The organism is Parabacteroides distasonis ATCC 8503, assembly GCF_000012845.1.
GTDB lineage: Bacteria > Bacteroidota > Bacteroidia > Bacteroidales > Tannerellaceae > Parabacteroides > Parabacteroides distasonis.
This window is the reverse complement of the sequence record NC_009615.1, coordinates 492,932-519,240: the sequence shown is the minus strand read 5'-3', so window position 1 is coordinate 519,240 and position 26,309 is coordinate 492,932. Positions and strand designations below refer to the sequence as shown.

Sequence of the window (26,309 nt, the reverse complement as noted above, 5' to 3'; positions counted from 1 at the left end):
CAATCGTTCAAATATCAATCAAAAAGAAGAATTAAGAATGAATATAAAATCATATTATTTCTTCTTTGCATGCAAAGATAATATAATTATCGATTTTCCTATATTTCATTCCTAATTCTTCCGCAAGAAATGCTATTCTATTTTTAAGCTTTCTCGATCTTTACGGACAATTTAAAGTCCTCGAAATCGAGTTCCGTAGCGTCGCTGATCGCATTATCCATGATTTCGATAGATTCCGCCAATACTTGGTTAGCGATATAATCCTTATAATCATGGATCGCCTCATCCATCTCCTCGCAAGAAAGAATGGATACACGGATCTTATCCGTTATATCGAAACCGCTGCTCTTACGCAAGTTCTGGATACGATTCACCAACTCACGGGCCAGCCCCTCCTTACGCAAATCCTCGGTTACGGTAATATCCAAAGCGACTGTCAAGCGACCTTCATTAGCGACCAACCAACCCGGGATATCCTCAGAGATGATCTCTACATCCGTACGCTCCAGAACGGCCTCCTGTCCATCTACCATCAAGGTAAACGTTCCGGCTTTCTCGAAAGCGTTGATATCTTCTTGGCTCATCGATTGAATCGTGGCGGCCAACGCCTTCATGATCTTTCCGTAGCGCGGGCCCAACTTCTTAAAGTCCGGTTTGATCTTCTTCACCAAGATACCTGCCGTATTATCCACGAACTTCAGCTCCTTCACGTTCACCTCGTTCAAGATCAGGTTCTTAACGGCCTCGATACTCTCTTGTTGATGAGCGTCTACAACCGGAATCATTACCGTATGCAACGGCTGGCGAACCTTGATATTCACCTTGCGGCGAAGAGCCAATACCATAGAAGAAACATCTTGAGCCATTTGCATACGCTCTTCCAAATTCTTGTCGATCTTAGACTCGTCGTAAACCGGGAAATCGGACAAGTGTACGGACTCAACGTTCTCACGTCCCGTAACAGCGACCAAGTCTAAGAATAACTGATCGGCATAGAACGGAGCGATCGGAGCCATCAACTTAGCCACTGTCTCCAAGCAAGTATATAAAGTCTGGTAAGCGGACAACTTATCCTCCGTCATACCACCACCCCAGAAACGGCGGCGGTTCAAACGCACATACCAGTTACTCAAGTTATCATTTACGAAATCAGAGATAGCACGTCCGGCACGAGTCGGCTCGTAAGCCTCCAAGTAGCCATCCACATCCTTCACCAAGCTGTTCAACAGAGAAAGGATCCAACGGTCAATCTCCGGACGCTTGCTCCATTCCACATCCGGATCGGAGTAGTCGAAGCCATCCACGTTCGCGTACAAAGCGAAGAATGAATACGTATTATATAATGTACCAAAGAACTTACGGCGAACTTCCTCGATACCATCGATATCAAACTTAATATTATCCCATGGAGAAGCGTTCGTGATCATGTACCAACGCAACGGGTCCGAACCATACTTCTCGATCGTAGAGAATGGATCAACAGCGTTGCCCAAGCGTTTAGACATCTTGTTTCCGTTCTTATCCAATACCAGACCGTTAGACACGACAGCCTTGTAAGCCACGCTATCAAAAATCATGGTACCCAGAGCGTGCAGGGTAAAGAACCAACCGCGTGTCTGGTCAACACCCTCAGCGATAAAGTCAGCCGGATAGATCTGACGATTATCGAACTCCTTCAAGTTCTCGAACGGATAGTGGATCTGGGCATAAGGCATAGCGCCGGAATCGAACCATACGTCGATCAAGTCTGTCTCACGCTTCATCGGCTTACCAGAAGCGGAAACCAAGATAATATCATCCACATACGGACGGTGCAAATCGATCTTCTCATAATTCTCCTTCGTATAATCTCCCGGAGCGAAGTCCTTGTAAGGGTTAGACTCCATAAAGCCGGCCTTCACCGATTTCTCGATCTCGCCAAACAACTCTACCACGGAACCGATACACTTCTCCTCGCTACCATCTTCCGTACGCCAGATCGGTAACGGAGTACCCCAATAACGGCTACGGCTCAAGTTCCAGTCTTGCAAGTTCTCCAGCCATTTGCCGAAACGTCCCGTACCCGTGCTCTGCGGTTTCCAGTTGATCGTATTGTTCAACTCGATCATACGCTCACGGCAAGCGGTCGTGCGGATAAACCAGCTATCCAGCGGATAATACAATACCGGCTTATCAGTACGCCAGCAATGCGGGTAATTGTGGACATGCTTCTCGATCTTGAACACCCGGTTCTGGGCCTTCAGCATCATGCAGATCTCTATATCTAACGTCTCATCTTTATCCGTCTTCGTATCATCGTAAGCGTTCTTCACGAATTTTCCTTGCCATGGATCATAATCAGAGGCGTTCATACAATTTTGTACAAACTCCGGAGCCAAGTCTTCCAGCTTATAGAACTTACCGGTCATATCCACCATAGGGCGCATATTTCCATCCTTATCCTGCATCATCAAAGGAGGAACCCCGAATGTTTTCGCCACACGGTTATCGTCCGCACCAAACGTCGGTGCGATATGTACGATACCCGTACCATCCTCTGTCGTAACGAAATCACCCGTGATCACACGGAATGCACCTTCACCCGGATTTACCCATGGGATCAATTGCTCATATTTCATACCGGCCAACTCGGAACCCTTCCACTCACCTACTACGCTGAAAGGAACCAGCTTGTCACCCGGTTTATAATCAGACAAAGAAAGCTCCGCAGCTTTCGGATTGAAATAAGCAGACAATAAATCTTTCGCTATAACAGCAGTCATCGGGATACCCGTGTAAGGATTATAAGTCTGTACAGCCAGATAAGTAATATTCGGGCCTACGCAAAGCGCCGTATTGGAAGGCAACGTCCAAGGAGTCGTTGTCCATGCCAAGAAATAAGGATCGCCGAATTGTGCCATCTCCGGTTTCGGGTCCAATATATGGAACTGTGCCGTACAAGTCGTATCCTTCACGTCACGATAACAACCCGGTTGGTTCAACTCGTGCGTGCTCAAGCCCGTACCCGCGGCGGGCGAATACGGTTGGATCGTATAGCCTTTATATAAAAGACCTTTCTTATAAAGCTCTTTCAATAGATACCACAAGGTCTCGATATAGCGGTTATCATACGTGATATACGGATTCTCCATATCCACCCAATAACCCATCTTCTGCGTCAGATCCTCCCACTCTTTCGTGAACTTCATCACGTCCTTACGGCAAGCGGCGTTATACTCAGCGACAGAAATCTTCTTACCGATATCTTCCTTCGTGATGCCCAAAGCCTTCTCCACGCCTAACTCGACAGGCAGACCGTGTGTATCCCAACCCGCCTTACGATTCACCAAGAATCCCTTCATGGTTTTATAGCGGCAGAAAATATCCTTAATCGAACGGGCGATAACATGGTGAATACCCGGCATACCGTTTGCGGATGGAGGGCCCTCGTAGAATACGAATGTAGGATGTCCCTCTCTTGTTTCAAGACTCTTATGGAAGATGTCTCCATCCTTCCATTTCTTCAGCACCTCTTTATTTACGTTCGACAAGTCAAACTTAGAATATTCGGTAAATTTCTTACTCATATCGCGATGTATTTATCTTGCTTCTAAAAAATTGCCGCAAAGTTAGTGATTTCTTTCGAATTAGACAATATGGAATTTTCATTAATGAAAGCACGGGGTTCTTCTGCGTGAAACAAATTTTAGTTAAAGCAGAAAAGTAACAGTATCTGATAAAATCCTATTAGGAAACCTACCGGCTCTCTCCTACTTTTGCCCCTGAATTTAAATCTAACACCTACTAATAAAATGAACATTAAGAGTAAATTCGGTTATTTATGTTGCGCCTCCCTATTGACCACTAGTTTATGGGCACAAGACGTATTGATTTCCACGAGGAATACCTCATTATTGCTAGACGCACCTGTCGGCGGAGAGGTAAGATTCATCTACTATGGAGACAAGTTATCCACTTCCGACGCGGCTACCTTGCTCGAGACCGAGCAGAAAACATTTTCCGCTTATCCGGTCTACGGCTTGAATTGCCCCTCCGAAAGCGCATTGTCCGTTACCCATGGCGACGGGAATATGACCCTTCAACTGGAAGTCATAAAAGTAGATACACGAAAAGAGCAAACGGCAGATATCACAACGATCCGATTAAAAGATAAAGTGTATCCTTTTTATATGAATCTCTGTTACAGAACCTATCCGGACGCTGATATCATCGAGACTTGGACAGAGATCACGCATGAGGAGAAAAAAGCGATCACCCTCAATCGTTTCGCTTCCGCTTATCTGCCGATCCGGAAAGGAGACGTATGGGTTTCCCACTTATACGGCTCATGGGCAAACGAGGCTCAATTGGCACAAGAACCGTTACGACCGGGCATCAAGATGATAAAAAACAAGGATGGTATCCGCAACTCCCATACCGCCCACGCCGAAGTGATGATCTCCCTAGACGGAAAACCAAAGGAAAACACCGGTTCCGTTATTGGCGCCGCCCTATGCTATAGCGGTAACTACAAATTATTCTTCGATACGGATGATAGCGACTATCACCATTTCTTTGCGGGAATAAACGAGGAGAACTCGGCTTACACCCTCAAAGCCAAAGAAAGTTTCCGTACACCGGAATTGGCGCTGACTTACAGTAAGGACGGCTTAAGCGGAAGCAGCCGAAATTTCCACGCATGGGCACGCAAACATAAGATAGCGAATGGAGCGACCGCACGGAAAATCTTACTAAACAGTTGGGAAGGTGTATATTTCGATATCAATCAAGAAGGTATGGACCAAATGATGAGTGATATCCAGTCTATGGGCGGCGAGTTGTTCGTCATGGACGACGGCTGGTTTGGCGATAAATATCCTCGTAATAAAGATAACTCGTCCTTAGGGGATTGGATGGTTGATGCCCGAAAACTACCAAGAGGCATCGAGGGCCTGATCGCCGACGCCAACAAGCATGGTATTAAATTCGGTATCTGGATCGAGCCGGAAATGGCCAACACGACAAGTGAATTGTACGAGAAGCATCCGGAATGGGTATTGAAAGCTCCAAACAGGGAAATTGTCCTGGGGCGTGGCGGTACACAGGTCGTTCTTGATCTCTCCAATCCCGAGGTGCAAGACTTCATATTCGGTATCGTCGACAACTTGATGACAACATACCCGGAGATCGATTATATCAAATGGGACGCCAATATGAGCATCCTGAACCATGGCTCCCAATACCTGCCTTCGGATCAGCAAAGCCATATGTATATCGAATATCACGGAGGATTCAAGAAAGTCTGTGAGCGTATCCGAGCCAAATACCCGGATTTAACCCTACAGGCTTGCGCCAGCGGTGGAGGCCGGGCAAATTACGGTGTCATGCCTTACTTCGATGAGTTTTGGGTAAGCGACAATACCGATGCCTTACAGCGTATCTATATGCAATGGGGTACTTCTTATTTTTTCCCGGCTATCGCCATGGCCTCACATATCAGCGCCGCCCCCAACCATCAAACATTCCGGGTCATTCCCCTGAAATATCGGATCGACGTAGCGATGAGCGGCCGTTTGGGCATGGAGATCCAACCCAAGAATATGACAGAAGAAGAGAAAACACTTTGCCGCAAGGCGATCGCCGATTATAAGACGATCCGTCCCGTCGTGCAATTCGGCGATATCTACCGTCTGGTTTCTCCGTACGATCGTTTGGGAGTAGCTTCCTTGATGTACACCTCACCGGAGAAAGACAAAGCCGTATTTTATTGGTGGAAGACCGAGCATTTCGTCAACCAACATTTACCCCGTGTAAAGATGAACGGATTATCCCCAGACAAGAAATACAGAGTCTGCGAACTGAACCGGATCGACAACGAGCCTCTGGCTTTCGAGGGTAAAGCTTTCACCGGGGAATATCTCATGGCGAACGGACTAGAAATCCCTTATAATCACATTGTCGATTATCACAAGCAGAATGATTACTCGAGCCGAGTGCTTTATTTGGAGGAAGTTAAATGATGAATAAATCATTCTCCTTCCAAAGCGATCAATAAAGCGATCACCTCCGAATAATTAGCGGTTCCAGTAGGTATCTTATTGCCTTTCAGGAAAAGATTATAGACCACGTCTTGTGCCTCGCCGATCAACGGGCTGTATAGGGATTGCCAATAGGCTACTTTCTCGTTATACAAGTCCTTGATCTCGGGGCGTAATCTTTTCTTCCATGCCTCAAAAGCATCCTTATCCAAAGCCACATATGCGTTGCTCAGCACATAAGGCAGCAAAGAGAAGTAACCTGAGAACTGGATTTCCGGCACGGAAGAACCCGTGCATATTAAATAACTGTATAGATTAGCCTCGGCCTCGTTGGATATACTAAGCACATGAGCCATCTCATGGGCGTAAGTGGCGGGATATTGCACGGGCAAGAGCTGGCCGTTCAAATTGAACTCCGTGAAAAACGGCCCCATATATCCCATCACCCCTACTCCACTCATCAACCGGGAGAACAGCATCGTTTTAGGATGAAGATAGGTTCCGGGAGTGGTAAGCCCGAAACGAGTAGGCAATTCCCGATACCCTTCCTGCACCGCCTCTTTCACGACCTCCCGATCGATCGTCTCTATCGGAACCCATGAGGCGTTCAGGGAATCCGTGTAGGCATCCAAGAAGGATTGGAAATGTTCCGAGGAAAAAGGCACATAAGTGGTTCGCGTACGAGTGAAAAAATCTTCCCGGAAATAATTCAATCCCCAAGCGATATAGAACCAGACATACACCCATGCCAGATATTCCACGACATGCCTTATTGTCCTCCCGATCCTCCGCCTCCTTATAATCGCATACGACAGATACCCTAATAACCCGGCGATGCTACCATAAATAAAACAATCCCCTACGGAAAAAGGGAACAAGCAGGAGAAACGAGATAGCATACCCGATACCCATGGATAAATCGAACGGGAATACCATTCGCCTAATCTGGGATTTCCCATCACGATCCATATAGCGACAAGAAAAATCGCCAATATAATCCAACGAACACGTATCTTTTTTAGATATTCAAGTTTAATCATAGGAGGCAAATATATCATATCCTTTTCAGTCCACACAGTTTTATTATTAAAAAAGAACTAACGCTCCACAACTACAGAACATACAGACAACACAAAGCATATAAACTAACACTTGCATCCTGTTATTTCCATTTATCTTTAAGGAAAGATGCAAAAAACGTCTTCGTCCATATAATATAGCTTGGTCAAATACTAAACCGGAACATTGCAATACATCCAACAATTTTTCCGGCCCATCGGCAACATAGCAATCTGCCGCTTCTCCTTTCAAGTGTTGGCTGGTAACGACCCCGCCAGCAAGACGATTTACCTTCTCATTCCGATATCCACTCAATATAGCAATCGGTGCCCCATACAATAGACGTAATGGTTCCAATAAACCAACTGCCAAATTTTGAAGCGCTAGACATGCACAAGGAGGAGGCTGATTATTTATCGCATTGGCCACGGCAATACCACTATAAGTAAACTCATCCAAACAAAAATGCTCTGTTAACCTTTTATCATGTCTTTCCATAATTTTCAATTTTCAATTATTAATTTTCAATTTATAAGAGTAGTCCACCCCAAAAAGGGCCCCGGCAAACGTACTGATCTCACCGAAAGCCACCAGTACGCTGTTATCGATCAATCCTTGCGGATCAATCCAGAATCCGCTGAAGAGAAGTGTGATCCCGCTCATTGAGAGCAGGATCGCGACAATTAATTGAACCGTCAAACGCCTCATAGCTCTTAGATTTCATCCGGACTTTCACTATCACTCCCGTTTCCACCCGCATCTTCTTCATTCGGAAGCGCAGTTTTCTCAAAACTTGTCCGGCTCTTGGCTACCCGTAGCGCCTTGCCCGGGTAGAACCGTACTTTCGGCTCCCGAATCAAGTTCGTCGAAAACGTCTTCTCATCCGGCACCCCCGACGATCCGAAACAAAAGCGGAAAAGCCCCAGCTCACCTACACTGACACGCCTGCCATGCTGTAAATGACGGACCAACACCACATTCATACGATCCAGAACCGCCTTCACGCTAGCGCTACCTACACCAGAGCTATCCGCCACCTCCTCCGCAAATTCATCGAAAGTAACCAGATCTCCATACACCATTTGAGCGTATACCTTTTCAGGAATAGATTCGTGATCCTCACCTAGATTCTTTCTCATTACCAATTTAAATTTCAATGCCATAACTATACGTTTTTAATGAATAAATGAATGTAACCATGCTTCGAACACATGACAAAGGTATAATAGCCACAAAGCCTAACTTAGATGATGCAAAACAGTTAACGGCGTAGCAGCCAACACACACATTCCCAAATCAACGAAAAACACACCAAATTTCATCGACTTCAATCCACGTACATTTAACATTTATCAATAAAGAATCACATCTCATCCGTTATTTCCCTCTTCCCCGCCAGTTCCAGAATATCACTTGGTAATATATTCAATGCGCTCAAACGGCTAGCCAAGGATTTCGGCAAGACCTCCGAATTAGGATCCGATAAACTCCGGACGAAAAACGCCATACATAAACAAGCCGCCAAATGAGAATAAGGCAAACGCCCATCCCGATCCGTAAACTCCACCAGCTTCGCCATCCGCAAAAACAAGTCCGGTCGATGCAACTCATAACGAGCATTCTTCCACGGCGTATGCCTTGTCAAATACCACACCATCAAGTTCTCCCCTCGCTCCCCATTCAAATAACCATCCACCAATCTCCGATATCCCATCGGCAACTCTTCATAATGCCCGAAAGCCAGCTTACAAAACCCCAGCAAATGCCTTTCCCTATCTTCCGCCGGCAATCCGGCCAGACGCACACTAAACAACTCAACGGTAGGCCAACCCCGAAATTCGCCTAATAGTCCCTTCAAATCTTTCATAAGATTTTTCATTTCCACGATCACAGGGGGAATATTTATCCCTGCGCCGCAGAAGGCCGAATCCCACATTTATATATGGATCATCAAGGCATACATAAAAACAGAACCGGCCTCCTTACCTCCCCGAAGGGAAAAAGAAGACCGGTACAAAATCTTTATTCTATATCGATTCTACAGTCTATTCTATCATCTACACATTCATCATCGCACCTTTGTGGTTCTCATTTCTTGCAAACACTTCCATGGAAGTTCCTCTTTCTTTTTTGGCGTTATACCGATAAGCATATCGGCGATATGTACTCCCATGATTGACACCATGGGAGTTGAAGACATAGAAGAGGAGATATCTTAAAAATCGACTCCACATAAACAAAAGTAAACCGCCAATAGTGCTTTCCTAATTAATTTATGGCAATCACGCAACACCTTTGTTGGTACTCTAATTAGAGCATGCACCAATGTATAGGCTCTTTTGTAGCACCTACCTAATTTTATGTTAAAAACATTGAATTTAACCATTAGTACATACCAACTCTATATTCTGGGGTATGAGATTAACAAAGTCCTTACAATCATTAAAAATATTTTTAAAATATTCACCAAGGAAATCCCAAGCTCACTTCCCCCGCTGCCTCACAGTACTGATTACACCATGATATGCAGTTGCCATTTCTACACCTTCGTCACGACCAAAGTGTAACATACTGTTACATCGCATAGTAAGTGATCGTCAGACTCTTTCTTCAAGAATAAGATTCTCTTCATTATAATCACGTTCCTTTCTAAAGAAGAAATCCAAACTGTCCGTAAAGACCAAGGCTCTCTTTTTCACCTCCTTGATCATACGCTTTAACATATTAGCCCGGACATGTGACAGGCACAGTTGGTGTTCAGCCTCCTTAAATGTACAGATCTCAACTCATCTCCCATGAAAACATCTTAACCATTTTTCAAACAGGTTATACGGTACCTTATTTCTAAAACAGAAGGATCGGATGGAATCCTTGTTCGTGACCGCTTCGGATTTGTAGCGGAGGAAAAAAATTTCAGAATTGTTATTGCTCTACATATTAATTGGGTTTTAATTACAGCAACAAAGATCTATATTTCTGTTGAATGATGCTATACGTCATTTTTGGACGCTAACCTTAATTTAGATTAATCCCTTCTATATACATCTCGTGTATATACCTTATTTTTCACATCATCCAATTCCACATCATATCGATTGGCTATAATAGCCGCACTACGTTTTTTAAAGAGATCCAAATCATTAACAACTTCTGACCCAAAGAATGTAGTATTATCCGACAAGGCTGGTTCATAAACAATCACAGTAGCCCCTTTTGCTTTCACTCGTTTCATTATTCCTTGAATAGAAGATTGTCTAAAATTATCAGAATTAGACTTCATCGTCAATCGATAAACACCGATCGTAACAGGATGTTCCCGTACACTACTCCATTCATTCTCTTCCCCGTAAGCATAATAACCCGCCATACGAAGTACTTGATCTGCTATAAAGTCTTTCCTAGTCCGGTTACTCTCCACAATCGCTTCTATCAAATTTTCGGGTACATCCTCATAATTAGCGAGTAATTGTTTTGTATCTTTCGGCAGACAATACCCCCCATAGCCAAAAGAAGGATTATTATAGTGATTACCGATACGAGGATCCAAACACACACCATTTATGATCGATTGAGTATCCAACCCCTTCATTTCCGCATACGTATCCAACTCATTAAAATAAGAAACACGTAGTGCAAGATATGTATTTGCGAATAGTTTTACGGCCTCAGCTTCTGTCAACCCCATAAATAAGGTATCTATATTTTCTTTTATAGCACCTTCTTGCAACAGTTCAGCAAAAATATGAGCGGCATCTACCAATTCCGGATCAGACAAATCCGTACCCACGATGATCCGGCTAGGATACAAATTATCATACAAAGCCTTAGACTCTCTCAAGAACTCCGGACTAAAAAGAATACGCTTTGTATGAAAACGCTCACGTACGGAAATCGTATAACCAACAGGTATCGTACTTTTAATGACCATAAAAGCATTTGGATTAAAACGAAGCACCTGCTCTATCACAGCCTCAACAGCGGACGTATCAAAGAAATTTCGCTGGCTATCATAATTTGTCGGAGCCGCTATCACCACAAAATCAGCGTCCTTATAAGCCATCACCGCATCTAGCGTAGCTTTCAAATTCAATTTATGACTAGCCAAATACTCTTCTATGTAATCATCTTGAATCGGTGATTTTTTATTATTGATCAAATCTACCTTCTCAGGAACTATGTCTATGGCTACCACCTCATGATGCTGTGATAACAAAGTGGCAATTGATAAACCAACGTAACCGGTACCGGCCACGGCTATTTTTAACTCTTGAAATGATTTCATCTATTATGCATTTATTTTTTCAATTCATACAAAATTTTATTCCTTACATTTATTCCCTTTACTTTAATACAATAAAATACAGCCAAAATAGTAAATAAAATAGTTCCAATTACAATTTGTATTACCATAGTAAAGAATGGAGATACATTTAAATATTCTATATACAATACGGCATTATACATCACGAGCCCCATACAACAAAAAGCAAGCCCATCTTTCAAATAAATCTTAAATGGAATTTCCTTATATATCATAGTAAATTGCACTAAACAAACCGCAAACTCTGCGAACAACGTACCAACTACAGCACCGATCCCACTATATTTTGGTATCAAACAGTAATTTATTATTAGATTAACCACTGCCCCTATAGTCAATGAAGTAATAAAAACTCGATCCTTACCTTTAGGAATAATATATTGTGTCCTCAACACGCCAGCCCAACCTTTAAATATTATAATAGGACAAAGCATCACTATAAATAATCCACATCGAGCAAACTCATCACCATAAAACCAAGGAGCAAAATTCGGAGCAATTCTCGCTAATATAAATGCCATCAATACACTCATAAACATTGCAAATAACATAATATTATCCATCATATTCCTAGTCTTAATAGTATCGTTTTTGGCATATAAATTAGCCATTCTAGGCATAAGAACAGAATTCAATGCTAAAATTATCGTATTAGGTATCTGAGTTATTCGCTCTGCATAAGTATAAAAACCAACTTCTTCTTCCGTACTAAAACTTCCTAACATCAATTTATCCATTATATTATATAGACTGACAGCTACAACTGGCAAAAAAAGGACCAGATTAGGTTTAATATGCTTTACAATGCCAGTAAGAGAAGGTCTTCTAAAATTTACATTTGATAACACAAATGGCCATACAGCTAATACAGCCAATAAGCTTCCAACAGAAAGGATTCCCGTATAAATTGATAAATCAGACTGATCTTTTACAAATAAAAAAATCGCAAATACCATTCCCAATCGGACAATTACACTACGGATCGTAGTCAATTTAAACTTTTCTAAACCAAAGCAAAGCCAATTAACATCAAAAATTCCCGATGCAACATAAAAGAATTGCATACAATATATCAATCGATTTTCTTTCACATAAGAAATACAGTAAATAAAATATAAAGCCGTAACAAATAATCCAACCAGTAACTGAAAAGAATAAATTTCCCAAAATGTTTTATCCAAGGTATTTCGATCGTCTCTTATTGCAGCAATCGTTCTATTCCCATAATTGATCACTCCTAACATCACAAAAAGATAAAAATAATTAGCAAGAGCTTGTGTATAAGAATATATACCGATATTGTATGCCCCTAAAACTCTTGACACATAGGGTGCAGTTATAAATGGCAATATGATTACCAATAGTTGATAACATACATTGTACACAAGATTCTTTTTTATCTTTCCTTCCATCACAAATACTCCAAATTCAAAACAACCATTTATAAGATTACTCAAAATGCCCTTTATACTTATTTGGAAGAGTCAACATACTGCCCAATAATAGATTCCCTTCTTTCGAATAATATTTAGCCATTCCATACATAGGTGTAAACGTCATTTCCCCTAAAATTGGCTTACCAAAACTATCATAGAAATCAACTCTTACAAAAGGAAATCCTTTTGACAATATTCGAGCATATTTTATCATCTGATCCAAACAAGCAGGTTTATTAGCCCTACGCATATTACTTTTAGCACCAATATCAAATACATTCCATTCAAGATCATACCATTCAAGTACAAGTTCCGACTCCCTGTTAAGGCAAACCAACACACACTTTGGCTCTCCATTAAAACAATATACCTTATAATCTTCCGGAAGTCCTCTTTCACTAGTTTCAATAAACTCTTCAGCAATAATACGAGGTGTCATTTTTGAATAATGAGGCTCATAAGTATTGGTACCATAAACAGAATGAAGCCATTTATTTAAAGAAATATCAGCAGAATGAATATCTAATTCATCTTTATTAAAGCATACAATATTATACTTACAACCATGTGTACATTTAATCACAAACTTTTTAGGAAATCGATTCCACTCTATACCCTTCACATCAGTATAGACACCATATAGCTGAGGCATTAATTCCATGAGACCTAAAGAGCTAACATATTCTCTAAGCTCATATTTATCAGCACATTTAACTACTATAGGCTTTTGCCAATACAAGGCAAGCCAGCATATTTTTTCATTAAAACCCTGAGGGTTTACTAAATCCAAACTCGTTCCAAATATTCTATAATATTTCTGCTTAACATAAAATACAGGAGACAGTTGTTTTAAAATTCTAGAAAATAAAAATTTAATTTTACCAAACATTAGATTAATTATTTAATATAAAAAACAAACGCAAGAGTTGTACTAGTATAAATTCAATCGGATACTTGCATTATTACTAAAAGATTCAGCATCCAGATGTTTACAATAGGGAATTTTTTCTTTTATCAAAAAACCCAAGTATAGAACAATAAACATCAAATTTAGTGTATACACTTCTGACAAGGACATAAAGAAGAATACAGCAAATAGCAAAAACACTATATTCTTGACCCTCAAATCCAAACAAAACAACATTGATTTAATTGACTTCCAAACAAGTAAAAAACAAACCAACAACAATATGATTCCTCCCATAAGTAATATCTGAAGAATAATATTATGAGCATTAAAAGAAGAACTTCCTATCTCAATATATCTATTATTGTTTTCAACAGCCCCATAACCTATAAGAAATGATTTTTCAATCATATTAATAGCACTATTCCAAATTATAGTTCGAGTAGAAAATGTTAAATCCTTTTTTAAAACGACTTCCACTAAATAGGCAAATTTATTTTGTATTTGATACACAACTATCAAATAGTGGATCATAAACACAGTGATGGCCATGGCAACTAAAATAAAATTGTATCCCCGATGAATAGAATGTACAATCTTCCCCTGTGTATCTTTAGGCAATACAAAAAACAAATAGCCAATAGTAAAAAAGAAACATCCAACAAGCGATGTAGCAGACTGATACACAAATTCACAACCCCACATGCATATAAACAACAGAAAGACTTCCTTATTATTTTTATTCAAATAAAAGTTTTTCAAAAAAACGAACACTATTGAAATCATATAAAACGGTATAACCTGATTAGATACTCCTAAGAAGTAATACGATTTATCTATACCTGAAAATTGAGAATTAAAAAAATACAATCCATTGGGATAAAGAAAGGTAAGAATAGTATTAACTAAAATCAATGACATCCAAAAAAAAGAAGTTCCAATAAAGAATAATCGCCTGCTCATCCTATAAAAAAAGCAATAGAAACATATCAGAGAATAAGACCTCTCAAAATTCAAAAGAAAATTTCCCAAGTTTCCCGCATTCTTCATCGTTACAAATAGAAACAGGAAAAAGAACAACAGAATCAACCACAGTAATTCATTTTTTCTAAAAAACACAAAAAATACAACTATTGAACAGACACAAATCACATGATGTATATATCGAATATAGTTATATGCAGAGGTAAATGTGATAAATTCAGGACATAATAAAGCGAACTGTATTCCCCAAAAAATCACATGCCACATAAGTTTATTGATAAACTTCCGTTTCAAAACGATGTTCATAAATCCAATTTAAATATCAGAATATTATCTTTTTATATAAATTCAATATGGACTCTATTAGAGTTGTACTAGAAAACCGATTTATAGAATCCAGATATCCTCTATCCAATAATATTTGCATATCCATCTTATGCTCCATAGCATATTCAATACGCCCAGCCAAACTTTCCGGATTACCTTCCTCGTACAACAAGCCATTATAACCATCCTCGACAATCTCTAATGTCCCACCTGTATTAGCTCCAATAACAAGCATTTTAGCCAACATATTCTCTACAGTAACTCGTCCAAAAGCTTCCTTTTTTGAACAAGTCAAACCTATATCACATTGTCTTCGCAACTCCCTTAAATCATCATGATGCTCTAAAATGCAAATTTTTTGTTCTAGCTCATGCTCTTTTACATACGATTTCACATATTCCAAATACTCCTTCGTTTCTCCTTGTCCCACCAAAGTCAATAAAACAGTATCAATACCACGTTGCATTAATAACTCTACAGCCTTTATCGCATCCATTTGGCCTTTTTGAACAGAAATTCTCCCTGCCAAAAGCATCCTAGTTACCGGAGATTCAAATCTTGTAACATCTTCCAGTTTATATTTTTCAACCGGAACTCCATTATATACAAGATCCATTTTACGCCCCAAGAGAGGCTCAAATTTAGCCTGTACATCTTTTGATATCGCTATAACAGATGAGGCCCTTGCAACCAATCGATATACATACTTTTCACGAAACAACTTTTTACCCAAATCAGCTTCCATGAATTGACGAATATGCCATACATATGGAATCTTCAATTTTTGTGCGATCTCTGCACCAATACTACTATCTAATCCATTTATATGGATAATGTCAATATTCTCCGATTTAAGAACCTTTTCTATTTTTCTTTTCTGTATAGAATTACAGATACTTTTCACAAAGAACTTCACTTGCGTCATCGGAGTTTTTTTGTTCAAATCCATTCGCATCCCATATAATGGAGCGACTATAAATTTTATCTTCCCTTCTGCAATTCGCCCCTCTAAATTCCTCGTATTGGCAAGAACGACAACAACTTCAATTCCTCGACGCAACATTTCATCAATGATATTATACATGGAAAGAGTTGCCCCATCGCTATTGGTAATGCTACAATGCGCAAAAAAACAGACTTTCATAATGCATCCTTAATTTTTTCAAAACATACGTACTCATCCAATATATCTATCGCCATTTCCTTCTTACCGGTAAAAGTATTGTATATTTTCGTACAATCACTTATCAACATGTCCCGTTCACTAGTAATATCACACTTATCATACAGCGCATTAATAGGATATACACTTAGATTTCCATTTTTAGATTCTACAATCTTTAATATAGAAAATGTAACTTTATAAAGAGACATTCTTTCTTTATCAAAATAGAAATGTAATAACACCGAATACTCGGGCAAATTTTCTCTTACTAAATAAAGAGAACTAGGAGATATGCTGAAATTACCCAACGAATAGGCAACTAAACAGCCTTTATCTACGAATTTCTGAACGACATGGGGGTGATTTCCTACTATAGCATCCGCTCCTGCACGAACTATTAAATCTACAATATATTCCGTGTATGCTCCGACCTTAACATTGAATAAGCCACCGGAATGTAAACAAACAATAACATAGTCGGCTTCACACCTTGCTTTTTCTATATCAGATTTAAGCCGTTCTAAATATCTTGGATAGATGTCATCCTCTAATAAATCATCTGATTTAGGAAGATTTTTCAACATGCCAAGTTTCTTTTTGATTCGCATTCGCTGCTCTAAAGTAGTAACCTTTCGTATGTATCGAGAAAGTTTACTACGAATACCCGGTGTATTTAATGTCTTTTTAAATTTCAGCCACTCACGTTCTTGCGACTTCAATACATTAACATAGAACTCTTCATCTTCTTTGAATACAATCCCATTCTCTACTACATTTGTTCCATACGTATAAGCTATTAAAGCAATCTTCTTACCCCCCAACTCCAAAAGTTCATAAGAAGTTCGTTCTTCTTTACTCCTATAAGTTCCAAAATGCTTTATTCCATACTGATCCAATAGATCCAATGTCCTAATCAACCCTTCGGTTCCGCGATCAAGACAGTGATTATTGGCCGTACTTACATAATCGATACCAGCACTTTTCATTGAACATACAAAACGATCCGGAGTATTAAATGAATACACGTCATTCGTATATCCGGCCTCCTCCCCAGCAAATACAGTCTCCAAATTACCAACAACAAGATCTGATTCCCGCAACTTATCCTTCACTCCATGAAAAACAAAGTCAAAGTCATATTTTTTATCAGATCTAGAAGCACTCAATAAGGGACGTTCGCACATTATATCCCCGGTAAAACTTATTTTATAATATTCTTTCATCACATCATCTCAATACATACTCCCTCTGTATCACATCTTTGAGGATAGAAGTCCCAGTAATTCGTTCATAAATTCTCTTTACATCTTCCTGTAATTGAATACGATCATCCCCCTCCAATTCATCATTTAGTTCATCTATTGGATAAACAACAATCATCTTATTGGAATCTTCAACAGCCTTTAAAATAGAGAATGTGATCATTCTTACATTCCCTTTATCTCGATCTTTTGAAAAATAAACATGCAAAGCCATAGAATATTCAGGTAGGGCATCATGAATTATATAATCGGCACTCGGAGATTGATTAAAACTACCCAAAGAATAAGCAACAACCTTTCTGTTTTCTATTCTTGTTTTCTGAATAACATGCGGATGATTTCCTATTAACATATCAGCACCATGTTCTAAAACAAAATCAGCCATAAACCTACTATAGGTTCCCGGAGTTTCATTAAATTGTCCCCCAATATGCGAACATACGATCACATAATCAGCTTTTTCTCTTGCGGTTTTCAGATCTTCTGCCAATAATCCTAAATATTTATTATCAGTATCACCATCCATGATAACATCTACCCTCGGCTTTAAGAATACTTTTCCCCGCCGAAGTTGCATTCTTGCCACAACCCTATTTATTCTTCTCCGATATCTTGCTTTAATAAACCTAAAAAAAATTCTTTTAGCCCATTTTCTTTTACCAACAAGAATAAATTCACTTTGCTCTTTAAGCAAATTCACATGGAAATCATTTCGATCATCTAGAGCAATTCCCGTATTTGACGAATTTGTCGAATAGGTATTCGATATTAGTGCTATTACAATATGATTCAAATATAAATACAGAATTCGTTTTGAAGCGTTCTCATATGTAAAAGTACCCGTATGTAAAACCTTATTTCTATCTAATTCTTTAATTGTACGAACAAGGCCTTCAATCCCTTGGTCTAAACAATGATTATTAGCAGTCGTAACACAATTGACACCTCCCTTCACCATTGCTTGGATCAATTCATCTGGAGAGTTACATAACAGATACTGATTCTGGAACCCATTCTTATCACCCGCACATACGGTCTCAAAATTACCTACCACATAATCAGATTCCTCAAACAATTTTTTAACTTTACCAAAGACAGGGGAAAAATCATAAGCATCTGTATTCCTATCATATGCAGCATTCAGCAAAGGCCTATCACTAGTAATATCCCCGATAAAAGTAATTTTTTTCATGATCGATTCTGATTATTCCTTACAACTCTCTATCTCAAATAACAAAGGCTCATACAATGGCCATTTTCCAACCTGATCCTCTATTTGTGTCACATCTGGATCAGCCCCAGGATTTCCTTCTATCAGAACGATTTCTCCACTGCTTTTTATTGTTACATCCCACCCTACGTATCTGACTTCAGGATGAACCCTTGCTGCTTTCTTTACCATATCTACAACTTCAAACCATCTTGGAATTTGAAATCCCACAATAGGTTTTCTTGAATCCGGATGTATTGTATATCGATTCCATTTACGATCTACCCCTGTTGTATTAACAATACCTGTTTCGACATCTATTAACGAGGCTATCCCATCATGATGAAAATTGTCGGCAAATTTTCCCTTTCTACTTAACCTTAAAACCGCAGCCATAATTCTAACTGAATCATCCGCACAAATCAGTGTCACAACACGAATCGTATTCACCGCAGTATTATTAAAAGCAGCCAACTCGCAATCTTGCTCTAGTACTTCTTCTAATAAAATCTTGTTTTTCTTACACGTATCATAGAAACGATCCAAATCACTCACATTAGCCAAATGAATAATATCAATCCCCTTTCCAAACATTCCATCAGGAGATTTGCAGAAAAGTGTTGAATTTCTTTTACAAAAAGAATAAAACTCTTCTTTTGAACAAACCTTTGTATCAAGCCAATCTCGACCTAAATAGTCTTTAAACTCTTGATTAAACAATGGTTTCTGATCAAAAAATATTCTTGATTTTGGATCATTACATATTTTTATAATTTTCAACAACTTACCATGTGTAATAAATTGATCCCTCTCGATTCTTCTTTTAAAATAAAAACGATACTGAACATAGTCTATTAATTCTATGTTATATTTTATTTTTTCCCACAAAAAATCAAAGACTATATAAATTCGTTCTAAAACATTTGCATTAGGAAGAATCTCTTTATCAATATCACGAAACAAACGAATAAATTTCTGCAAAATACATTCTTTCATAATTCTTTTTAGAATCAGCAGTCCATCAGTATTTTCTGAATATTTTCCTCACCCAACTTCTCCGGAGTCCTACCTTCCGCACGAAGATCACGTCCTAAAGCCGCACTAGCTATTTCGATAAGACTTGAAACAATAGGAGTTGCGACATCTAACGACTTTCCTAAAGCCTCTAACATCACTAACCCCTGCGGTACATCCTCTGAAATATATCTGGAATCCACTTGGGTCGGTCCTTTCGCACGGGTATCCATTTCCGCATAATCCAAGAAAACCTCTTTAGCGTCCTTATTATCATCTAATGAATTTCGGTATTTACAAGCCTCCACATAACTTAGCCTTGAAAAACCTAGTTTCTCCAGAACATTCATCTTTTCCGCATCCATCGCCTCTAAGATTCTCCAGGTAGCAGGGTTGTCCCTGGTATATGCCTCATGATACATGCAAAAATCACCATGTGATTTCTCTATACGCGGTATGCTCATAACAGAACCTACTGTATGCACTACTAAGTTTGGATTATGAAGAGCCGCTTCTACCACAGAATCCAAATAAACAAATCGTTCTTGTAATTTATCCAATTTTTCTATCGCTTCCTCTTTTCTTGATGAAGGATAAATACCAATCGGATTCCTTACATTTCGAAACCCTACCTTAAATTGCCCCGGTTCCATAACACGACCGTCTATAAAAGAGCTTTGAGCTTCCGCTACAATGATAGGTTTATCTTGGCAATATTTAAGAACATATGCGGTAGACAAATATCCCGGATTGATCAAAAGTATTTGATCTTTTTGTAGATATGGTGCTATCTTTTCTATTAATTGCTCATGATAATTCGTTTGAATATATATGATAACGATTTCAGCGTCTTGCAGCTCCTCTAGGTCTCTTGTAACTCGATGAATATACGCAGTAGAAACTTTGCCAAACTCATTTAAAGTCATTTCTCCTTTATGTGATTGCATATACTCAAAATTATCATCATGCATCGCATGAGATGTCTTGATCAAAGTAACTTCATGTCCTTTCAATGTTAAATCAGCCGCAACTGCACACCCTGCGTTACCAGCTCCTAAAATAGCAATTTTCATTTTTAATTCTCCTTGCCTAAATTATTATATATCTATTTAATTCTGCGCATATTCCAAAGTCTTCTTCACAAAGACCTCCTCCAACACACGTTCTGTCAAATCTCCGAATGTGGGGCCACAAGTGATCTGATTGGAACCCGGGCAAACATTATATTCAATGAAAACCGGTTCCCCTTTCACATTCACAGAAAAATCCCAACCGATTAGTTTGAAATGGGCCAATTTCAAATGTTGCTCTTTTATCATAGCTATGATTTTATCATAAGAAGGTACTATAACATCCGCAAAACGAATACCGTGTTGATTTTCTGTAACCCACTCGGCTTTTCGATTAACACCTTTCTCGGTCAACCGCCCATTAGCTTGAATCGGACAGGCGAATCCACCCGCACCAATATTATCGACCTTATGTCCACTTGCCCCCATTCGTAAAATAGAGGATAAAATATAGATCGTACCTTCAAATAAGAACGACACAACACGAATCGTATTTAATGAAGAAGGATTCAACGCAGCCAGTACCGCATGCTGCTTAACTGCCTCTTGAACAATAAAGTTCGCCTTTAAACCATCTATAGCTGATATTAATGATTTTTGATCCAAGTCCTGTGAGTCAAAGAAACTAATCAATCTACCTTCTCCACTATCTATTGAGGGCTTAATCAAAAACTCTCCTTGATACACCATACATTTCTCTATAGCCTGTTCTTTAGTGATTATACACATATGCGCATCATAAAAGATTCCGGCCATATTTTTCACAATGGTCTCAGGTCTAACTAAATCCTTGAAAAAAACATCATGTAAACATTTGTCCTCACCAAAACGACGGAACTGTGAATTACTGAAATAAGGGACTATAACCCCATACCATAAATCATCCGGGATATAGCGCGGATCCGGCTCATGAGTTCGATCCCAAAAGATCTGATACCACATTTTATCTGGTCTCAATCCATATTTCTTCCAAAAAGGAATCACAATCTCATTATACTCTTTCGTGCATTTGCATCCGCCATTCATTCGCTTTAAACGAAGCTTAGCCTTTTTACGATACTCATATTTCCGATAAAAAGATTCAGCCTTGAAATTCAGATCATCCCATTTTTTACGTACACCACTTCTCATATTCTATCCATTCTATCGAATCAAAACTTCATTATATTTCATCATATAAATATCCTCCGAATAATTTCCAATATTCACCGGATTAGTCTTTCCGGACAAATTATTAACAATCAAATCCATATGATTACAACCACATTCATAAGCATGAGGATACCCTCCTCCAAAACGAGGATTCACTTCTGATATATAATAATCACCTCCGATCTCGAAAATATCAATATCTATTTGCCCCCGATATCCAGCCTCTTTCACAAATCTGTTGATCAAACAAAATAGCTTTTCATCTTTAAAAGAAACCGCTTTATCTGTTTCTCCTGCCCGCATAACGATTTTCCTTTTCGTGAAAATAGAAACGACCTCACCACTCAACATATCAATATATACATCCGCTCCTATTTCCTGACCGTCTAAAAATTCTTGGATCATTAGGTTATCCGCATGGGCAAAAAGCAACTCGATAGTCTCTTTATCATTCACTTTACTTATAGCGAGAGAAGCGCTACCTCTGACAGGTTTTACAAATACCGGATAAGAGATTTTTCCCAACTCGATATCCTTAAAAAAAACAGACTTATCGGTATAACTTTTAGCGGTCTTATAACCATGCGTTGTTAGCCATTCATACATTTGTATCTTATCTAGGCTCATCTCACATAATTCATAACTAGATCCTATCACCTTGACACTTAATGCCGCAAATTCTTTTTCGTGCTTGGCTAACAGACTCAATTCAGGATCTATTAAACTTAATATGGCTGTTATCTTCTCTTTTCTACAAATATCAAAAATAACCTCCATATAATCCGAAGCCATCATCCGAGGTACTTGGTAATATTTATCAGCTTCATATATTGCCGGAGCGATATTACTCATATCTGTAGCGATAACAGAGCCTAAACGATTACCCTCTTGATCCGTCAACGCCTTTTTAAGATATTGGACTATCTTATTCCTCGTCCCTACACTTAAGATTAATATATTGATTTCCATTTCTAAATTATATTTTCTAATCTCATCAAATCATCAAAAAATAAAGGGGTTCCACCCGTATGAATAAATAGGATATTTTCTCCTGTCACATTATTTTCTTGTATATATCTTATCATTCCGGTATATGCTTTCGCTGTATAAGTAGAGTCCATTGGTATTCCAAAATTCACTAAGACGCTATTAATCGTATAATCTATATCCTTGGATTTTGTTCCATATCCTAAACCGACATAATCATCAACAAAAACTATTTCACTTTCTAATTGGATCTTTGATAGATATATCCCTTTACTCGCTAAATATTCATACGAGCTATCCAATACCACTTGTTTTCCCCGAGGATTTTTCCGAGCGATACTAATACCTATAATCTTTCGTTTATCTTGACTCATCAATTGTCCGCAAACCAATCCTGCTTGCGTTGTACCCGTACCTGACGCTAGAAAGATAAGACCAAAATGAATTTTACACTCATGCTCATATACTGCGATTTCCTTATAGCAATCCACATAAGCCTGCGTTCCTAGATTACCATGCCCGCCACCCGCAATAAAATAAGGCTTCTTTCCTTCCTCTTTCAATGTAGCCAACAATCTCTCGATGGTGTCATGGACCTCATTGACAGGAGTAATCATAAAATGAGAGCCGAATAACTCCATCATCTTACTATTGAATGTAGGCAAAGAAGATTCTTTTGGAGCGACAATATAACAAGGCAATTTCCTTGAAGCTGCCATATTTGAAACGATTCGGCAATGGTTGGAGCTACCACTTCCATACGTAACTACACAATCAAATCCCCCTTGATCTATTTCTTTAAAGAAGTTCATGGCTTTTCTTGCCTTATTCCCACCAAAAGAGATAGGGATCAGATCATCACGTTTTATATAGATATTATTTTTATTGGAATCACTAAACAAAAAGTATAAAGGAGTCATATCTATTTCCCTTTACTATTTTCACGAAATTCAGAAGCTGTAATGCTATAATAGAATCTATCTACTAAGGTTCCTCTGTTAACCGCAGAGTTTTTATCTAAACGATGCTTCACAAAACCACATTTCTCAAATAATTTCTGAGCTGGTATATTGTCTACTTCCGTATATAAATAGACTTCTAGCAAATCCAATTCATCAAAAGCATATTTCAACAATAAGATACTAGCATCTCGCGCTATACCTTTTCCTCTATACCGACTTTCTCCTAACGTAATATAATATTCGGCCCGTCCATCTACGATAGATAATAAACCTATTACACCCACAGGATTTCTATCATATTCAATGATGGCATCATAGCGATCTGCTCGATCCTTATTCTTATGAAACCAAGCCCGAGTCTTATCCTCGTCCAAAGGAAGTTCGTAATGCAGGAACTTATTATTCTCACAATCGTTTATCCATCGGACCTTATTCAATATATCATTTTCCGTAAAAGGTCGGATATTTACATTTCCAAATTTCATTTTACACCATTTAAATCCAGCCTATTTTTACGGGAGACATCCAATCTTCCCGCAGGAATTTGTTTCCCGACCAACACATCCGACCTTTTTACTACTTTTAGAACCGTACGTAAAATGATTTTACAATCTAAAAACAATGAACAATGATCTACATAATAAACATCCTGTTGCAAACGTTCGTCCCACCCGGTAGCGTTTCGTCCGTTAATCTGTGCCCACCCAGTCAATCCCGGTCTCTGTTCATGACGACGCAATTCCTCTTTTGTATAATATGGAAGATATTCAACCAAAAGGGGTCTTGGCCCTACAACACTCATATCTCCCTTTAATATATTGAAAATCTCAGGTAACTCATCCAGGCTTGTTGAGCGAAGAATACGACCGAATTTGGGTAAACGTTCGTCATCAGGTAGAGGATTTCCTTCTTTATCACATTTATCAATCATAGACCTAAATTTGTATAACTTAAAAACCTTTCCTTTTTTTCCGGGTCTGTCTTGAGTGAATAAAATTGGAGAGCCTAATCTAATTTTTACTAAAAAAGCAACTAATACAAGTAACCACCAAAATAGAACAAGAAACAAAAATGAACATAAAATGTCCATTACTCTCTTTATATATTGTTTATAGAAATTCTTCAAGTCCATTAAAATCACTATTAATCACCTATAAAAACATCTCCGAACAATCTCTATCACCACCTCTTGCTGCTCCACCGTCATCTTGTTATCCGAAGGCAGGCACAAACCTCTATGAAAAATATCCATGCCTACATCCAACGGCTTGCCATCCTTTCCACGGACACTACCACTTATGTACGCATTTGTCTTCGCCCGGCCGTTACCTTCCCGGGTAACAAATCCATTCATCCGATAAATAGGTTGCATGTGCATGGGCTTCCAGACAGGACGGCCCTCCGCATTATATTGGGCAAGTTTTTCCAAGATCTCAGTCGGACAACTTTTTCCGGATTCACTGATATATAAAGCATCGCACTCCCCGCATACTTGCTTACACATAGCATCCTCGTCAATCAATAGGCAAGACAGCCAATAATTGGGTTCGGAATGCCTCGCATCAAACGGATTCATGGTTACCGGAAGATCCTTAAATCCCGATTTATATCCTTCATAAATAGCCTTCTTTTGAGCGATATGTTCCTCCAGATAAGGGAATTGACCTCTTACCACTCCCGCTATCACGTTACTCATGCGATAATTATATCCCAGTTCCTCATGTTGATACCAAGGGGCATTCTCTCGGGATTGGGTAGACCATTTACGTACTTTGTTCGCTGCCTCCAAATCATCCGTCAATAACATTCCCCCAGAAGATCCCGTGATAATTTTATTGCCATTAAATGAAATAGCGTTGTAATGACCAAAAGTTCCGGTTTGTACACCTTTATAAGAGGCACCCAACGATTCCGCCGCATCCTCTATGATAATAGCATCATGCCTCTGACAAATAGCCCGGATTTCATCGATCTTGCCCGGTGTCCCATAGAGATGAGCGACCACAACGACCTTCACTTCCGGATAAATTTCGAAGGCTTTCTCTAACGCAATCGGATCCATATTCCAAGTATCATATTCCGTGTCGATAAACACGGGTACTCCACCCTCGTAGACAACCGGATTTACCGTAGCGTCAAAGGTCATATCCGAACAAAAGACCTTATCACCGGGTTTTACCCCGGCCAACCGAACCGCCATATGCAAAGCGGCTGTCCCAGCTGACAATGCAACCGCATACTGACAACCAATCTTCTCACAAGCCAGACGTTCTACCTCATTAATATTCTTGCCCACGGTAGACATCCAATTACTCTCATATGCCTCTATTATATATTTGATTTCATCTCCATGCATCGTAGGAGAACTCAGCCATATTTTAGAAGCAAACGGTGTTATTTGTTTTAATTTGAAGTCTTGATCCTCTCTCTTCATAT

General features: G+C 39.2%; 22 protein-coding genes. 1 reads left to right on the top strand and 21 read right to left on the bottom strand.

The annotated features are described in order from the left end of the window. Positions 1-143: 143 nt before the first annotated feature. The gene (ileS, locus tag BDI_RS02220) at positions 144-3,566 is read right to left on the bottom strand and encodes an isoleucine--tRNA ligase (protein ID WP_011966017.1); all 3,423 of its coding nucleotides are present in this window, start codon (positions 3,564-3,566) and stop codon (positions 144-146) included. 225 nt (positions 3,567-3,791) lie between these two features. On the opposite strand from ileS, the gene BDI_RS02215 reads away from it, so the two are divergent. Beyond that, positions 3,792-5,999, top strand: a complete 2,208-nt coding sequence (locus tag BDI_RS02215) for an alpha-galactosidase (protein ID WP_011966016.1) — start codon at positions 3,792-3,794, stop codon at positions 5,997-5,999. An 8-nt stretch (positions 6,000-6,007) separates the two neighbouring features. On the opposite strand, the gene BDI_RS02210 is transcribed toward BDI_RS02215, so the two are convergent. From BDI_RS02210 to BDI_RS02115, 20 genes are all read right to left on the bottom strand, one after another. Then, complete coding sequence (locus tag BDI_RS02210; RefSeq protein WP_011966015.1) at positions 6,008-7,057, bottom strand: DUF3810 domain-containing protein; 1,050 nt, start codon at positions 7,055-7,057, stop codon at positions 6,008-6,010. 46 nt (positions 7,058-7,103) lie between these two features. Continuing rightward, positions 7,104-7,574 (bottom strand): D-Ala-D-Ala carboxypeptidase family metallohydrolase, encoded by a 471-nt coding sequence (locus tag BDI_RS02205; protein ID WP_011966014.1) that lies wholly within the window; start codon positions 7,572-7,574, stop codon positions 7,104-7,106. Between the two features lie 12 nt (positions 7,575-7,586). After that, a complete protein-coding gene (locus tag BDI_RS02200) occupies positions 7,587-7,784 on the bottom strand; it encodes a hypothetical protein (protein ID WP_005855528.1) in 198 nt (65 codons plus the stop codon). A gap of 5 nt (positions 7,785-7,789) precedes the next feature. Then, the gene (locus BDI_RS02195) at positions 7,790-8,239 is read right to left on the bottom strand and encodes an HU family DNA-binding protein (RefSeq protein ID WP_005855526.1); all 450 of its coding nucleotides are present in this window, start codon (positions 8,237-8,239) and stop codon (positions 7,790-7,792) included. Positions 8,240-8,439: 200 nt separating this feature from the next. Next, on the bottom strand, positions 8,440-8,943 hold the full coding sequence (locus tag BDI_RS02190) for a hypothetical protein (RefSeq protein ID WP_011966013.1): 504 nt from the start codon (positions 8,941-8,943) through the stop codon (positions 8,440-8,442). Positions 8,944-10,101: 1,158 nt separating this feature from the next. Beyond that, positions 10,102-11,358, bottom strand: coding sequence for a nucleotide sugar dehydrogenase (locus BDI_RS02185; RefSeq protein WP_009017637.1), 1,257 nt, complete (start codon positions 11,356-11,358; stop codon positions 10,102-10,104). Positions 11,359-11,369: 11 nt separating this feature from the next. Next, a complete protein-coding gene (locus BDI_RS02180; protein ID WP_154396588.1) occupies positions 11,370-12,809 on the bottom strand; it encodes a flippase in 1,440 nt (479 codons plus the stop codon). Positions 12,810-12,846: 37 nt separating this feature from the next. After that, positions 12,847-13,722, bottom strand: coding sequence for an ATP-grasp fold amidoligase family protein (locus tag BDI_RS02175; RefSeq protein WP_011966011.1), 876 nt, complete (start codon positions 13,720-13,722; stop codon positions 12,847-12,849). Positions 13,723-13,764: 42 nt separating this feature from the next. Then, the gene (locus BDI_RS21115) at positions 13,765-14,487 is read right to left on the bottom strand and encodes an O-antigen ligase family protein (RefSeq protein WP_224202555.1); all 723 of its coding nucleotides are present in this window, start codon (positions 14,485-14,487) and stop codon (positions 13,765-13,767) included. Between the two features lie 559 nt (positions 14,488-15,046). Next, entirely contained in the window at positions 15,047-16,195 is a 1,149-nt protein-coding gene (locus BDI_RS02165; RefSeq protein ID WP_011966009.1) for a glycosyltransferase family 4 protein, read from the bottom strand. Next, positions 16,192-17,439 (bottom strand): CapA family protein, encoded by a 1,248-nt coding sequence (locus BDI_RS02160; protein ID WP_011966008.1) that lies wholly within the window; start codon positions 17,437-17,439, stop codon positions 16,192-16,194. The genes BDI_RS02165 and BDI_RS02160 overlap by 4 nt, the downstream gene beginning before the upstream one ends. A gap of 4 nt (positions 17,440-17,443) precedes the next feature. Beyond that, positions 17,444-18,670: a CapA family protein gene (locus tag BDI_RS02155; protein ID WP_011966007.1), complete on the bottom strand. Its 1,227-nt coding sequence runs from the start codon at positions 18,668-18,670 to the stop codon at positions 17,444-17,446. 12 nt (positions 18,671-18,682) lie between these two features. Then, positions 18,683-19,684 carry a sugar-transfer associated ATP-grasp domain-containing protein gene (locus BDI_RS02150; protein WP_011966006.1) on the bottom strand — a complete coding sequence of 334 codons (1,002 nt, stop codon included), beginning with the start codon at positions 19,682-19,684 and terminating at the stop codon, positions 18,683-18,685. A gap of 14 nt (positions 19,685-19,698) precedes the next feature. Next, a complete protein-coding gene (locus tag BDI_RS02145) occupies positions 19,699-20,775 on the bottom strand; it encodes an NAD/NADP-dependent octopine/nopaline dehydrogenase family protein (RefSeq protein ID WP_008780899.1) in 1,077 nt (358 codons plus the stop codon). A 36-nt stretch (positions 20,776-20,811) separates the two neighbouring features. After that, a complete protein-coding gene (locus tag BDI_RS02140) occupies positions 20,812-21,903 on the bottom strand; it encodes a sugar-transfer associated ATP-grasp domain-containing protein (RefSeq protein ID WP_008780898.1) in 1,092 nt (363 codons plus the stop codon). 12 nt (positions 21,904-21,915) lie between these two features. Beyond that, positions 21,916-22,893 (bottom strand): ATP-grasp domain-containing protein, encoded by a 978-nt coding sequence (locus tag BDI_RS02135; RefSeq protein ID WP_011966005.1) that lies wholly within the window; start codon positions 22,891-22,893, stop codon positions 21,916-21,918. Positions 22,894-22,895: 2 nt separating this feature from the next. Then, entirely contained in the window at positions 22,896-23,831 is a 936-nt protein-coding gene (locus tag BDI_RS02130; protein WP_008780896.1) for a 1-aminocyclopropane-1-carboxylate deaminase/D-cysteine desulfhydrase, read from the bottom strand. 2 nt (positions 23,832-23,833) lie between these two features. After that, positions 23,834-24,358 carry a GNAT family N-acetyltransferase gene (locus BDI_RS02125; protein WP_008780895.1) on the bottom strand — a complete coding sequence of 175 codons (525 nt, stop codon included), beginning with the start codon at positions 24,356-24,358 and terminating at the stop codon, positions 23,834-23,836. After that, positions 24,355-25,005: a sugar transferase gene (locus BDI_RS02120; RefSeq protein WP_008780894.1), complete on the bottom strand. Its 651-nt coding sequence runs from the start codon at positions 25,003-25,005 to the stop codon at positions 24,355-24,357. Before BDI_RS02120 ends, BDI_RS02125 begins: the two co-directional genes overlap by 4 nt. Positions 25,006-25,020: 15 nt before the next feature. Continuing rightward, positions 25,021-26,307, bottom strand: a complete 1,287-nt coding sequence (locus BDI_RS02115; protein ID WP_008780893.1) for a DegT/DnrJ/EryC1/StrS family aminotransferase — start codon at positions 26,305-26,307, stop codon at positions 25,021-25,023. Between the last annotated feature and the right edge of the window lie 2 nt (positions 26,308-26,309).